A 14,709-nucleotide genomic window follows, 5' to 3' on the forward strand; every position below is an offset into this window, starting at 1 on the left:
CTATCATTTTGCTTGCAAATTCTTCGTATAACTCGATTTTTATAATTAATTTTGCAAGAACTTATAAACGATAGATACTTGATATTATGGCAGAATTATCAAACCGCCTCAATCGTCTAGCTCCATCGGCAACACTTGCAATGTCGCAGAAGAGCAGCGAAATGAAGGCACAAGGCGTAGACGTGATCAACCTCAGTGTGGGCGAGCCCGACTTCAATACTCCCGACCACATCAAAGAAGCAGCCAAGAAGGCAATCGACGAGAACTTCTCAAGATACTCGCCGGTTCCTGGTTATATGGATCTGCGTAAGGCCATCGTAGCTAAACTCAAGAACGAGAACAACCTCGAATATACAACAAACGAGGTGCTTGTGTCTAATGGTGCAAAGCAGAGTGTATGCAACACTGTTATGGCTCTTGTAAACGATGGCGAGGAAGTTATCATCCCAGCACCTTACTGGGTTAGTTATCCACAGATGGTCAAGCTTGCGGGTGGTACACCAGTCATTGTTAATGCTGGCTTCGAGCAGGATTTCAAGATTACACCAGAGCAACTCGAAGCTGCTATCACCCCGAAGACACGTATGCTTATCCTTTGCTCGCCAAGCAATCCTACGGGTAGTGTTTATTCTAAGGAAGAACTCGCAGGCTTGGCAGAGGTTATCAAACGTCATGAAGGAATGTATGTGCTCGCCGACGAGATATACGAACACATTAATTATATAGGACGTCACGAGAGTATAGCACAGTTCCCAGGCATGAAGGAGCGCTCTATTATCGTTAACGGAGTGTCAAAGGCATACGCAATGACAGGATGGCGTATCGGCTTTATCGCCGCGCCAGAGTGGATTGTTAAGGGATGCAACAAACTTCAGGGACAGTATACATCAGGTCCTTGCTCTGTAAGCCAGAAGGCAGCCGAGGCAGCCTATACAATGTCGCAAGATTGTGTTGAGACAATGCGTCAGGCTTTCGAGCGTCGTCGCGACCTTATCGTAGAACTTGCAAAGCAGATACCGGGTCTTGAGGTTAATAAGCCAGAAGGCGCTTTCTACCTCTTCCCCAAGTGCTCAAGCTTCTACGGCAAGACCGATGGTACACGCACAATAAACAATTCTACCGACCTTGCAATGTATCTCCTTGAGGAGGGACATGTGGCAACCGTAGGTGGTGATGCCTTTGGCGATCCAGAGTGTTTCCGTATGAGTTACGCCACAAGCGACGACAATATACGCGAAGCAATGCGCCGTATTAAGGAAACGTTGGCTAAATTGCAATAAAAATATGTTAAAGGTGGCTCTTTCATTCGATAATTTGTCTTTATTTGCTAACTTTGCCCTGAATAAGTAGCAAACCGCAAAATCGCGTGCTTAAACCACTCGCAATTAACCAAAACAACGGATAAATATTTAACCATTAATAACTTATTAAATTCTACAAAAAATTATGGCAACTACACAAGCTAAAGCGAATCCTAAGAAGAAGTCTTCAGGATTCCAGGGTGTTAAAAATGCGTTCTTTATCATCCTTGTATGTTTCGTTCTCGCAGTGTTGTTCTTCAAGTACATCCTTGGTGCACCTGAGCATTTCGTGAACGGTGACCCAACACAGCCAGTTAAGGACGGTAACCTCATGGGTACAGTCTACAAAGGTGGTGTTGTCGTTCCTGTCATCATTACATTGCTCTTCTCTGTAATCGCTCTTTCTATCGAGCGTTTCTTCGCACTCCGTACAGCTTTCGGTAAGAGCTCACTCGGTAAGTTCGTTATCAACGTAAAGCAGGCTATCACCGCTGGTGATATGGCTAAGGCTCAGCAGCTTTGCGACAAGCAGCAGGGTAGTGTAGCTAACGTTGTTGGCGCTTCTATCGCAGCTTACAAGGAAATGGAGAATACTCCTAACCTCAAGCGTGCTGCTAAGGTTTCTAAGATTCAGCAGGCTCATGAGGAGGCTACACAGCTCGAGATGCCTACTCTTCAGATGAACATGCCTATCATCGCAACTATCGTTACACTCGGTACTCTTACCGCTCTTTTCGGTACTGTGGTTGGTATGATCCGTTCATTCGCCGCTCTTGCTTCAGGTGGTGGTGGTGACTCACTCCAGTTGTCAGAAGGTATCTCTGAGGCCCTCGTTAATACCGCATCTGGTATTTTGACATCATGGGTAGCCGTAGTCTCATATAACTACTATTCAAACAAGATCGATAAGCTTACATACGCTCTTGACGAAGTAGGTTACACTATTGCTAAGACATACGAAGCAAACCACGCAGAAGAGGCTTAATTTTACTAACCCTTTAAAACATTTATCATTATGGGTAAAGTAAAAGTTAAGAAAGCGGACGTCTGGATAGACATGACTCCTATGTCGGACGTGATGGTCCTCTTGCTTACGTTCTTCATGTTGACATCAACATTCGTTAAGAACGAGGCAGTGAAGGTCGTTACTCCAGGCTCGGTATCTGAAATCAAGGTACCGGAGACTAATGTCTTGACAGTACTCTGCGATAAGAATGGCCGAATCTTCGTAGGTATGGACAATCCTAGAAGAATGGGCGAACTCGTTCAGGGTATGGCCGACCAGTATGGCGTGCAGCTCACAAAGAAACAGTTTGAAACTGCTCAGGGTGCTGCCACTATCGGTGTCAATATGCAGGATCTTGCAACAGCCTTGAGCCAGGAAGATAGATTGAATGAATACCAGGCATCAAAGGGTATCCCTACTGATAGCGTGGACGGTAAGATGAGCCAGTTCCAAGATTGGGTTAAGATGGCTCGTGATAACAACGGCTCGGAAATGAAGCTTGCCATCAAGGCAGACGCTGGCACTTCGTACAAGGTCATCAAGAAGATGATGTCGGAATTGCAGGACATGAGCGAGAACCGTTACTATCTCATTACCGCACTTAAATCAAATTCGGAGGACTAAGACATGGCAAAGAAAAAAGCAAGCAGACAGAAAAAGATGCAGACCCGCGTGGACTTCACGCCTATGGTGGACATGATGATGCTTCTTATCACGTTCTTCATGCTCTGTACATCTCTGGCTAAGCCTCAGACTATGAACTTGACCATGCCTTCGAACGACGAGAATATCTCTGATAAGGATCGTAACGCTGCTAAGGCATCACAGACCATCACTATCTATGTGTGTGGTAACGACAAGATCTATCACGTTGATGGCTTGCCTAAGTATGATGACCCGAACTGTCTGAAGGAAACTACATGGGGTCAGAAGGGTATCCGCTCGGTTCTCTTCAACCACATTACCGAGGATGGCTCGCAGCCAGTTAAGGACATTATGATGGCTAAGGACGCTCTTGACAAGAAGAAGCTCGCTAACCCAGCTGCTTACCCAGAGGAAGTGTACGACGCTGCTCTGACTAAGATTAAGAAGGGTGAACTTGATTCTGGCAAGGTGCCTACCATGACTATTATCATCAAGTGTACCGACCAGGCTTCATACAAGAACATGGTTGATGCTTTGGACGAGATGACTATCTGCAGTATTGGTACTTACGTCATTGACAAGATCAACGATCAGGATGCTAAGCTTCTTGCATCGAAAGGTGTCAAGTAAATGACTAATAATTAAAGAAAGGACGAAGAAATGTCAAAAATAGATTTGATATCCAATGAGTGGACTGACCTTGTATTCGAGGGCAGAAACCAGTCATACGGAGCTTATAAGCTGCGCAAAACCACAGGCAAGCGCAACCTTTGGGCTCTTATCATCGTAGCCCTTGCTGCAGTACTCCTTTATCTCGGACTTCAGCTACAGCGCATGGCTGAGGCTAACAAGAAGGTTGAGAACACTCAGGCCGTAGCGCTCGCTAAACTCAATACTGAGAAGAAGAAAGAGGCTAAGGTAGAGAAGAAGGAGATCATCAGACAAGAGCCTGAAAAGGTTGTTGAGCAGGTTAAGTCTTCAGTTAAGTTTACCGCTCCTATCATCAAGAAGGACGAAGAGGTAAAGGAAGAGGATGAGATCAAACTCGATGAAGTTCAGAAGAGCGACAAGGCTGTCGGCGCCTTCACAGTTGAGGGTAACGACGAGGTAGGTGGCTCAGTACTTAAGGCTAAGGAAGACATCGCAGCTCCGGAACCTCCGAAGCATGTGGTTGAGGAGACTAAGATCTTCACCGTAGTAGAGCAGATGCCTATGTTCCCTGGTGGCGATGTAGCCCTTATGGGTTACCTCCGCGACAATATCCACTACCCAACAGTAGCTGCCGAGAACGGCGTACAGGGTCGTGTTGTTGTTGGCTTCGTTGTAGAGCGTGATGGTTCTATTACCGATGTGAATGTGATTCGCTCGGTTGACCCATCTCTCGACCGTGAGGCTATGCGCGTGGTTAAGGGCATGCCAAGATGGACTCCTGGTAAGCAGAATGGCTCGGCTGTACGTGTGAAGTATCAGGTTCCTGTTACATTCCGCCTGCAGTAATATCGAAGCGTATGATATCTTACATGTTTAAACTGTAAGATTAATAATAACAACCATCCACGTGGCTCCGGTTCAAGCAACCAGAGCTCATGGATGGTTGTAGCTTAAATGCATGTTTATCTGCAAACAACAATCCAACAAACTACCCCTATCACTCTGCAGCTTTATTGCAGGATTCCACCCCCAAGGTCATCACGTTGTTGACCCACTTAATTAGACATTACTCTTACATTTATATACTATACAGATTATCTTTTTATTAACAGATATTCTTTAAATTAGATGTGATTATGAAGACGAATTTTAGAAACATATCAATACTTGCCTTGCTTGCATTGGTTCTCGTTATGATGTCGTGTGGCGGAGAGAAGAAACGCAAGGACGGACGTACTGACACTACAACACAAGGCGAGATAAGCTTTGCTTGCGACGAGAGTTTTAGTCCTATTATCGACGAACTCATCCAGGTTTACCAGATGCAATGCCCTAACACCAAGCTTAAGCCTATCTATACCAACGAGATTGATGGTATCAACATGCTTCTTCAGCAGAAAACATGGCTTACCATTACTGCGCGCAACTTTACACCTAAGGAATATACTTATATCAAAGATGGTCTTAATATGTTGCCTGAGGCTGTACGTTTGGCTTACGATGGTATGGCGCTTATATGCAATAACCAAAATCTCGACTCGTGCATTTCTGTTAAGGATGTCAAGGATATTCTCTTGGGCAAGAAGACCAAGTGGAGCGAGGTAAACCCAGGTTCAAAGCTTGGCGAGATATGGGTTTGCTTTGACAACCGCAAGTCGAGCGCCGTTAATTATTGCTGCGACTCTATTCTTGGTGGCAAGCCAATCGATAGTCCTAATGTCTTTGCAGCCAAGGACAGCAAGGATGTTATCGACTACGTGTCTAAAACTCCTAACGCCATTGGTGTTATTGGCAGCAATTGGCTTAACGACAAGCGCGACACTACCAATACAACATGGAACAAGGCTATTACCGTTATGTCGGTTTCAAAGCTCGACCATGCAACTGCCCTTAACTCATGGAAGCCTTATCAGGCATGGCTTCTCAACGGTCGCTATCCATTTGTACGCACTATATATGCTCTGCTCAACGACCCTAAGCGTGGATTGCCATGGGGTTTTGCTCACTTTATTGAGCAGCCTAAGGGCCAGCTCATCATCTTTAAGTCTGGCTTATTGCCTACTCGTGGCGAGATAACCATTCGCGACGTACAGGTTCATAACGAGTAAATATCCAGCGTACAATAAGTATTTGTCGCCAGTATGATGCAATATTCTTAGCCGATTTGCGTTATACTAATAAGTAGAATAAAGAAAGACTGTGTATTACTATACAATATTATTAAAATCAAGGTTATACTCTTAAAAATTCCGAATTATGAAGGCAATTAAATATTTCGTAGCAGGTGCTCTGATGCTCAGCATCGCAGCTCCATCAATGGCACAGGACGTTAAGTCTCAGGTTGATGCCATTACAAAGGTAGTAGTAGACGCTAAAGGCGATGTTGTTGCAACTAAGGCCCCAGTTAAGGCGTTTATGAAGCTCAACAAGAAGAATGCTGAGGCTCTTGCTGGTCTTGGACGTGCATTCCTTGCAGCAAAGAACTTCGAGCAGGCTAAGGTTTATGCCGATCAGGCAATGAAGGTAGGCAAGACATGTGCAGCTGGTTATGTTCTTCGTGGTGATATCGCTTCGGCAGAGGACGATGGCGGTATGGCTGCTTCTTACTATGAGATGGCTACACAGCAGGCTCCTCAGGACCCAACAGCTTACGTTAAGTATGCTCGTGTTTACCAGAAGGTAGATCCAAAGGGTGCTGTTGCTATGCTCGAGAAGCTCCGCACTGTTAAACCCGACTATCCAGTAGATGCTGCCGCTGGTTACATGTATTCTTCTAACAATCAGCTTAAGTCGGCTATGAACTACTACGACAAGGTTAGCAATGCCGCTTCGCTTGAGGACTATATCCTCTTCGACTATGCTTCTACAGCATACGTTCTCGAGCAGTACGACAAGGCTCTTACCCTCTCGCAGACTGGTATACAGAAGTATCCTCAGTATGGTTCGTTCAACCGTATCGCTCTTTACAGCTCTGACAAGCAGAAGCAGTATGAGGCTGCAGTTGGATATGGCAAGCAGCTCTTCGCCGCTACCGATACCATCAAGTATACTCCTAATGACTACATCTTCTATGCCGATGCTCTTGTAAATACAGGCAACGTTGCCGCAGCTGTAGAGGCTTACAAGCACCTCCCTGAGGTTGATGCTGATAACAAGGAGTACAACAAGTTCATTGCTCAGGCTTATGCCAAGGGCAAGATGTTCGCCGAGGCTGTTGCTGCTTACGAGCAGTATCTTAAGGATAAGGGCGAGGAAGTTACATATAAGGAATATGACGACTTTGCCGACATCTATCTTGAGGAGGCAGAGGCTGCCGCAAATGATGAGGCTAAGAAAGCTGCTTTCAAGAAGGCTGCCGACATCTATGGCTTGATTGCCGAGAAGTTCGACTATGCTGCTATCTATGCTGTATCTAAGCAGGCTACTGCTTACTATCAGATTAATCCTGATCTTAAGGTAGGTATTGCTCTTCCTTATTATCAGAAGCTCATCCAGCTTATCGAGGCTAAGGACGATAAGACTGCTGCTGATACCAAGAAGCTTGCTACAGCTTATCAGTATCTCGCTGTTCACTACATCCAGAACGACAAGGTTGCCGAGGCTAAGCAGTGGGCATCTAAGTTGCTCGAGGTTCGTCCTGACGATGAGACAGGCAAGCAGATTATGGATTTGAAGTAATTTTTAAACATTAATACAGAGGGTGTGTCAAAAGTCGCAAGTGGTACGCCCCGAAGGGGCAGAAGCTCCTAGCCCAGGGCAGCGCCCTGGGTGTAATACATCCAAAGCAAAGCGCCCTGTAAGGGCAGAAGCGTTGATAAATGCTTTTGCCCTTACAGGGCGTATTATTATAATATCCGTTTACCCAGGGCGCTGCCCTGGGCTAGGCGCAATTTGGGCTTTCAGCCCGTATTGTTTAAGGTTTGACACACCCTCTTTTTTACGTCCAATCGTCGTTCTTTTCTTATGTAATAAGTGGTGTATTATGCGCCAACAACCACGGCGCCTTCTTGTTTCTTGCCATCCATCATTATTCGTAATGGCTTGTTGAATCTTACCACTCTAACATGTTCGGTTTCTTCCACCGCTTCCATTTCGTCGAGCATTTCCTTATGGAACAAACCTTCTCCACGATTGGCGTCAACGGTAAAGTAGCCTACGCCGAATGATGTAAGGTTCTGGAAGAAGTGAGTTCCCTGACTCGGGTCTACTCTATAATTCTTCAGCGCAACTTCTACTATAACTCTTGCAGCCGATATATGTGGCCATTTAACCGGAATACCAAGCCACGGGTCGCTCGACCCCCAGCGTCCTGGTCCAACAAGTACATAGTTCTTGCCTTTGTCCAGATATTCGCGGTTTATCTTCTCTATCTCTCGTGCAATTGCAGGATTGTTGGATGCCGTAAAGTTGTCGTCCGTCTTTATGTATACCACGTCGGTTACGTCTTCCGTAACTCCATGTCCCAGCGAGTTATGCGAGCGTACCACGCATTTATCATCAGGCACAGCAGCCACATCTTCGTCCAGCATCTGCTTTGAGTCCACTATTGGCCTAATCTGCAATAGATACAAATTGCCCGTGCGGTCGTTGTTTATGTTGCATGCAAATTCAATCTCCACCGGTCGTCTCATCGATTCGGCACCATATTTCATCGACATCTGTAGCAGTTCGGGCAATGGAAACACACCATGTTGCAATACGCTTGCAAAGGTTATCACCTTTCGTCCGCCATCGTATATGCCGTCACGTATTACCTGGTCGTATGGGTCGTAGGTCGATGCAATATAGTTTAGCGAGTTGTCGCGCTCGGCCTCCTTCACCTTAAGATTCAGGATGTTGAATCCGTCATCTACCTTAAAATCGCTGCCCACATGCTTTGTGTCCAGTGCATAAAATCTGGTTTGAGTCTCCCTTAACGCCGTTTCAAGCTCGCTTGTTTGCAGCACCTGGTGCGGATGATATGGTGATACTCTCAGCGTCTGACCGCCATCCACGATATACTTGCCCAATCCCAAAGCCAGCGAAGCAATACCGTCTTCGGCACGTTCGTCGCCAATAGGGTAGTAGTTGAGCGACCTGAGCACGCCCGATATATTGGGATAGTATCGTCCGTCATATTGTTTGCCCACCACTTCTTGCAGAATCACAGCCATCTTTTCCTGGTCTATCACGTTGCTCGTGGCAGTCATATACGCTTTCGAATCCTTATAGTAAACCGATGCGTATACGCCCTTGATGGCGCAAGCCAGCATCTCGAGCATGGCATACTTATCGTCTAGATACGGAATCATATATGTAGAATATATTCCGGCAAATGGCTGATAGTGTGCATCTTCCAACAGCGAGCTCGAACGTATAGCTATCGGACTCTTCGTTGCCTCGAAAAAGGTGAAGAAGTCGGCTATAAGCGAGTCGGGCAATTGTGCTCTCATAAAGTGTTGCAATATATCCTCGTCCGACGCATCGCTTAGTGCTATCTGGTACAGATTGTTCTGTTCCATAAACTGGTCGAATACATCCGTACATAGCACCACCGTCTTAGGTATCTGTACTGTTGCACCTTCAAACGAGTTGAATTCTGGGTGCATCTTAATTATATTATCCAAGAAAGCCAAACCTCTGCCTTTACCGCCAAGCGAGCCTTCGCCGATGCGTGCAAAGTGAGAGTAAGAGTCAAACTTCATGCGGTCGAATACAGCCACAACTCCAATATTCTTCATGTGTCGATATTGCACAATAGCGTCGAATATAATCTCTCGGTGCGCCGTAATGTCCTTTAGTCTTTCCCACGTAATCTTTTTAAGATACTCCGACACCGGAAATATGGCTCGAGCCGACAGCCACCGGCTCATGTGGTTGCGCGATATGTGATACAGCATCGAATCGTCTGGTATCTTGAATATGTTGTCTTGCAATTCCTTCAGGCTATGTATGCGCATTATCTCGGCCTTTGTTTTTGGATCGCGGAAGATAAAATCGCCAAATCCCATGTGCTCTTCCATCATCTTTCTAAGGTCGAGCGACATCTTCTTCGAGTTCTTATCCACAAATCTGAAACCCTCAGCTTCTGCCTTCTCCCTATTCTCTGATTCTGCACTCTCCATTATCAAAGGTATATATGGGTTACGGCTATGTATATTGCGCAGCAGTTTCAGTCCGGCTTCGCTATCCTTTACGCCTCCTACGGGGAATCTTACATCGCTAATAACGCCCAGTACATTATCGGCAAACTTGTCGTACAAAGCCATAGCTTCCTCGTAGTTGCGTGCCAATACCACCTTAGGACGACCACGCATACGCAGCGTGGCAGCATGTCGGTTTAGTGCCTCGGTAGAGAATCGCTTGCTTTGTGCCAATATATAATTGTATAGATTTGGCAGAATAGAGCTGTAGAACCTTATGCTGTCCTCAACTACCAAAATCATCTGCACCCCACCTTCTTCAATATCGTGCTCAAGATTCATCTTGTCCTCAATCAGCTTTATTATTGACAGTATAAGGTTGGTGTTGCCCAACCAGCAGAACACGTAGTCGAATATAGACAAGTCCTCGTTCTCCATACGCTTCGTAATGCCATGCGAGAAAGGTGTAAGTACAATGCAATGTATGTCTGGAAATCCTGCCTTTATGTCGTGTGCTACAGAGAATGCGTCGTTGTCGGCATTGCCAGGCATACATATCACAAGATCAATGTTCATTGTGCGCAGTACCTGATAAGCCTCCTCCGTAGTACTAACCTGTGTAAAGGTAGGTGGATAGCGCAGACCCAATTCCATATACTCGTTGTATATCTTCTCTTCCACACGTCCGTCGTCCTCAAGCATAAAGGCGTCGTATGGATTGGCCACGATAAGCACGTTATAGATGCGTCGCATCATCAGGTTGACGAAGGTCACATCCTTAAGATAAAATTTCTGGTATTCTTGTGGTATCATAGATTTAGCCTTTTAGGTTTATATATTATGTTTAATTGGTTGTATCTATCTAAGCGTATGTTATCGGCGACTGCGGAAGAAATCTGTCATCAGCGTTCTGCATTCCTCCTCCAGTACACCCTGCGTAACTGTACATTTAGGGTGTAATGCCTTGGGAGCAAACCGCATAAAGCCACGTTTCTCGTCGGCTGCGCCAAACACCACACGCCTAATCTGCGACCAGCCTATTGCGCCTGCGCACATAATACACGGCTCAACTGTTACGTACAACGTACAGTCGGTTAGGTATTTGCCGCCAAGCTGGTTGGCAGCAGATGTTATGGCTTGCATCTCAGCATGTGCTGTTACGTCGCCAAGGGTTTCTGTCAGGTTGTGCGCACGTGCGATAATACGGTCGGCAGCCACAATTACAGCTCCTACCGGAATCTCTCCCGCCTCGCGTGCAGCCAAGGCTTCGTCCAAGGCACGCCGCATTAACTGCTCGTCTCTCTTCTGTTGTTCGCTATTGTCCATAAGTAAACTTTTTGTTTGCAAATTTACAATAATAATGCCATATATCTCGCATTTTAACGATACCTTTGTACATTAAAAATAATCAATTATGGCTCAACACAACCAACTCGGCAAGTGGGGTGAGGAATATGCAGTCAACTTTCTGCTCAACAAAGGTTACGACATCTTGGAGCGAGATTGGCGCATAGGCCACCGCGATATCGACATAATAGCACGCGCGCCCGAAGGCAACATCATTGTATTTGTAGAGGTAAAGACACGTACAAGCGATGTGGTTACCGACCCGCGCGATGCCGTCGACCTACGCAAGATACGCAACATAGGCTTTGCTGCAAATGCCTATGTCAAGCAACATAACGTTGTCGACCTTCTTCGATTCGACATAATATCCATTGTTGGTAACAACGATGCCAACGCCGATATTACGCACATTGAGGATGCCTTCAATCCTTGCTGCGCCTTCAGATAATAAACCCAGATAAAATGCAAAAAGAGATAATACACCTTTCAGACATCCCTTCGACCAACGACTATCTTATGTCTCTTCCCACTCCCGCGCCCGATGCAATGACCATTGCTGTTGCGTCACACCAAACTGCAGGTCGTGGACAGGGCAGCAACAAGTGGGAGAGTGAGGATGGCAAAAACCTTCTATTCTCCATACTCACCTCGCCTGTAAGCGTTCCCATAGCCAAACAGTTTGTTCTCTCTATGGCTGGAGCACTTGCTCTCAAGCACGTGCTCGACCGCTATACTAAGGACATAACGCTAAAGTGGCCTAACGATATCTATTGGCGCGACCGCAAGATTAGCGGTACGCTCATCGAGACATCTGTTGTAGGCAAGACCCTCAAGCGCTGTATATACGGCATTGGTCTTAATGTCAATCAAAATAGGTTTTTCAGCGATGCCCCCAATCCCGTGTCGCTGCTCAACATTACCAGACATGACACTCCGCTCAACCTTTTACTCGACGACATCTTGCAAAGCTTTGAGCACTATTACACCCTTGCCATAAATGGCAATCACGATGCTATCGTAAGCCAATACAATGCCGCTCTCTATCGCAGCTCGGGCTTTCACGCCTATAAGGATGTTGCTACCGACGAGGAGTTCGATGCCTGCATACATCATGTAGGCACCGATGGACTGCTGCATCTCGTAGACAATAAAGGCAACAACCGCATCTACTCGTTGAAACAAGTAAAGTTTATTATTTAAGTAATATAATATGTCTTTTTGTAAATATGGTTGACTCCCTAAAATGTAAGTGAAATGAAAAAATCATTAGAAGAGACATTAAAGGAAGTTGAATTAAGCAAGGAGATTTATCGTCTTTATGCTTTAGAACACCTTACAATGATTGAAATTTCTGAAANACTTGTATTATCAATAATACTTAGAGTGGTCAACTAAAATCGTTAAACCACAATATAAATCTCTATTCCGTGACACGGAACGGCCATTCGGCGACACGGAACGGCCATTCGGTGTCACGGAACACACATTCGGTGTCACGGAACGGAAACCTTATACAACTAAACTCTCACTTTATAATAGTATACATTATTTTTCCTGGTTTCTATCCATTAAACAGCATTGTATTGGATAAAAACCGGCTTTTTTTATCCAGTACAGCGTGTTTATTGGATAAAAAGTTGTATATTGCCATAATTAACGAGTGAACATACAACGAGCTAATATGAATAATATCATACTAAATCAAAAGAAACTTTATAGTACCAAACGTAAATGATACCATAAAGTTCCCATTATGTGCAAGAAATCAATCTTGCGTAGTTTATATCAGAAGAGGAATTGTTTGCTGCAAATTAGCGATTAACATCCATTAACTCGTCTTTTGCTGTTTCAATGGCTGTAAGTTTCAATTCGTCTTCACCCTCTAAAGCATCCAATACTTTGTCGGCAAGCCACAGAGTGAGCATTTCCTTTTCATCCACTTTGAAATATGTTGCCATTTGAATTACTTGGCTTCTCTTTGCTCGTCTATCGCCACGCTCAATCTTACTGAACATGGGTGTGTCTATTTCTAAGTATGCAGCCACTTGCCGCTGCAATATTCCTTGTTCGTCTCTTAGAGCTTTTATCTTGTTTCCGAATAACATATCCGTTTTATTCTTTGTCTAATATTACGATTTCCCAATAGCCTCTAAATCTACCACCTGTTCGTTTAATTTTGCCTAATTCACGAAGTTTACGTATTTGCTTCTCAACTCCTCGTGAAGACATATTCAATTGCATTGCGATTTCAGCGGCTGTTATATGTGGGTCTTGTTTTATAATATCTATAATCAAGTCCTTTGTTTCCGAACTTCTTTCCGAACTTTTCGTTTTTGTTTCCGAACCGAGTATATCTGTTTCCGAACTTTCATTACATTCTTCATGAACAGGAATAGTAATCAAGAACGTCAAGCGATCATCAGTTGTTTCAAAGATGGCGCGTGGCGACCCGTTCTCTGCTAACTTCGCTTGAATTGTTGGAACACCGGTTGAGCGACCTTCTGTAAGGTCGAGTTCTTTCAAGAAGTCGCCTAACCTTCGATTTCGGTAGCGACGGCTTTTCAGCATATCGCCTTTTGCAATATCTTCTTTGGAGATACTTCTATCTGGGCCAGGACAATTAAGTATAGATATTCCGCTCGGCTCAATGGTTATCTCTATTGGTTCATGCTGTAAGAAATCTCTATGATATACGGAGTTTACAACAGCTTCCTCAATAGCATCGTATGGATAATTCCAAAAACGTTCTGCTTCCTGTCTGCCCGACACTTTACGCACATGTTCTTTGAGAACATTGCTCTTGATGTAATCCATTGTCTGCTTTATCATCTGCGGAACACTGCCCTTGAATGTTACCTCGGTAAAATTGTTGGGGTCTTTCATTTTTCCGTTAGGGAATGTCACCACATCAATCTGGGTGTATGGGAAGAACTTGTTTGGGTTCTCGCAGAACATCATGGCTGCCACGTTACGAAGCAAACGATTCTCTTTCGGACCAGTGTATAGTTCCATTTGGTCAAGAATTGTAGCAAGCGGGATTGTTATCACCTCATCAGCAAGCTTGCTACCCACCTTGACAAGATAATCACGAAGAAGCACCAATGAGATATCTTCCAACTGTATGTCGCTATTTCCTCGTTCGTCAAAAGGCATACGGTTGGCCAACTCACGCAATTCAACAAGAACTTCACCTCTTGCTTCTATGCTACTTGTCCCGCTACGGATGTAGAAATACTCCTTTGAACCTTTTGCTGTAACATTCACCGGTACGGAATAAGGACGATAACTACCTGCTGGACACCAAATTACAATCACCTGTTTGCCGTCCACCTCTTCCACTGAGGTACGAGGCAAATAGTATGGAGCCATCTTGTTATTGTACGCAACCATCTCCTGCAATATGCCATCAATCTTTTCTATTGGCACACCTTCTACAGGACGAATTGCCATACCTGTCTTATCATCGGTATCTACACCTACAATGATATATCCACCGCCAAGGTCATCAAAGTCATTGGCGAAAGCACATATACTGTGATATATGCTTCCTGGGTTCCAACCTTTCTTGAACTCAATGCGGTTAGATTCTATTTTCTGCTTGTTAAGCAGGTCGTTTATGTTTATTGCTAGTGCCATA

13 protein-coding genes are annotated in these 14,709 nt (G+C 45.0%); 9 read left to right on the forward strand and 4 right to left on the reverse strand.

Going from position 1 to position 14,709, the window contains the following annotated elements; all coding sequences use genetic code 11:
* The first annotated feature begins 86 nt into the window (after window positions 1-86).
* The 7 genes from C9991_RS05380 (at window position 87) to C9991_RS05410 (ending at window position 7,281) form a co-directional block, all read left to right on the forward strand.
* Complete coding sequence (locus C9991_RS05380; RefSeq protein WP_106811535.1) at window positions 87-1,280, forward strand: pyridoxal phosphate-dependent aminotransferase; 1,194 nt, start codon at window positions 87-89, stop codon at window positions 1,278-1,280.
* A 166-nt stretch (window positions 1,281-1,446) separates the two neighbouring features.
* Complete coding sequence (locus C9991_RS05385) at window positions 1,447-2,286, forward strand: MotA/TolQ/ExbB proton channel family protein (RefSeq protein ID WP_106811536.1); 840 nt, start codon at window positions 1,447-1,449, stop codon at window positions 2,284-2,286.
* A 30-nt stretch (window positions 2,287-2,316) separates the two neighbouring features.
* Window positions 2,317-2,931: an ExbD/TolR family protein gene (locus C9991_RS05390; protein WP_106811537.1), complete on the forward strand. Its 615-nt coding sequence runs from the start codon at window positions 2,317-2,319 to the stop codon at window positions 2,929-2,931.
* A 3-nt stretch (window positions 2,932-2,934) separates the two neighbouring features.
* Entirely contained in the window at window positions 2,935-3,582 is a 648-nt protein-coding gene (locus C9991_RS05395) for an ExbD/TolR family protein (RefSeq protein ID WP_106811538.1), read from the forward strand.
* Window positions 3,583-3,612: 30 nt separating this feature from the next.
* Window positions 3,613-4,449: an energy transducer TonB gene (locus C9991_RS05400; RefSeq protein ID WP_106811539.1), complete on the forward strand. Its 837-nt coding sequence runs from the start codon at window positions 3,613-3,615 to the stop codon at window positions 4,447-4,449.
* Between the two features lie 290 nt (window positions 4,450-4,739).
* Window positions 4,740-5,711 (forward strand): PstS family phosphate ABC transporter substrate-binding protein, encoded by a 972-nt coding sequence (locus C9991_RS05405; protein WP_106811540.1) that lies wholly within the window; start codon window positions 4,740-4,742, stop codon window positions 5,709-5,711.
* Between the two features lie 148 nt (window positions 5,712-5,859).
* A complete protein-coding gene (locus C9991_RS05410; protein ID WP_106811541.1) occupies window positions 5,860-7,281 on the forward strand; it encodes a tetratricopeptide repeat protein in 1,422 nt (473 codons plus the stop codon).
* 302 nt (window positions 7,282-7,583) lie between these two features.
* On the opposite strand, the gene C9991_RS05420 is transcribed toward C9991_RS05410, so the two are convergent.
* Together C9991_RS05420 and C9991_RS05425 are read right to left on the reverse strand one after the other, a co-directional pair.
* Window positions 7,584-10,538, reverse strand: a complete 2,955-nt coding sequence (locus C9991_RS05420; protein WP_106811543.1) for a PEP/pyruvate-binding domain-containing protein — start codon at window positions 10,536-10,538, stop codon at window positions 7,584-7,586.
* 60 nt (window positions 10,539-10,598) lie between these two features.
* The gene (locus C9991_RS05425) at window positions 10,599-11,051 is read right to left on the reverse strand and encodes a nucleoside deaminase (RefSeq protein ID WP_106811544.1); all 453 of its coding nucleotides are present in this window, start codon (window positions 11,049-11,051) and stop codon (window positions 10,599-10,601) included.
* 88 nt (window positions 11,052-11,139) lie between these two features.
* Here C9991_RS05425 and C9991_RS05430 point away from each other — a divergent pair, with 88 nt between their 5' ends.
* Complete coding sequence (locus C9991_RS05430; RefSeq protein WP_106811545.1) at window positions 11,140-11,520, forward strand: YraN family protein; 381 nt, start codon at window positions 11,140-11,142, stop codon at window positions 11,518-11,520.
* Window positions 11,521-11,534: 14 nt separating this feature from the next.
* Entirely contained in the window at window positions 11,535-12,272 is a 738-nt protein-coding gene (locus C9991_RS05435; protein WP_106811546.1) for a biotin--[acetyl-CoA-carboxylase] ligase, read from the forward strand.
* Window positions 12,273-12,883: 611 nt separating this feature from the next.
* Here C9991_RS05435 and C9991_RS05440 read toward each other — a convergent pair.
* Together C9991_RS05440 and C9991_RS05445 are read right to left on the reverse strand one after the other, a co-directional pair.
* On the reverse strand, window positions 12,884-13,177 hold the full coding sequence (locus tag C9991_RS05440; RefSeq protein ID WP_106811547.1) for a helix-turn-helix domain-containing protein: 294 nt from the start codon (window positions 13,175-13,177) through the stop codon (window positions 12,884-12,886).
* A 7-nt stretch (window positions 13,178-13,184) separates the two neighbouring features.
* Window positions 13,185-14,708, reverse strand: a complete 1,524-nt coding sequence (locus C9991_RS05445; RefSeq protein ID WP_106811548.1) for an RNA-binding domain-containing protein — start codon at window positions 14,706-14,708, stop codon at window positions 13,185-13,187.
* Window position 14,709 lies beyond the last annotated feature (1 nt).

Source organism: Prevotella merdae (assembly GCF_900290275.1).
In the GTDB taxonomy this organism is placed as follows: domain Bacteria; phylum Bacteroidota; class Bacteroidia; order Bacteroidales; family Bacteroidaceae; genus Prevotella; species Prevotella merdae.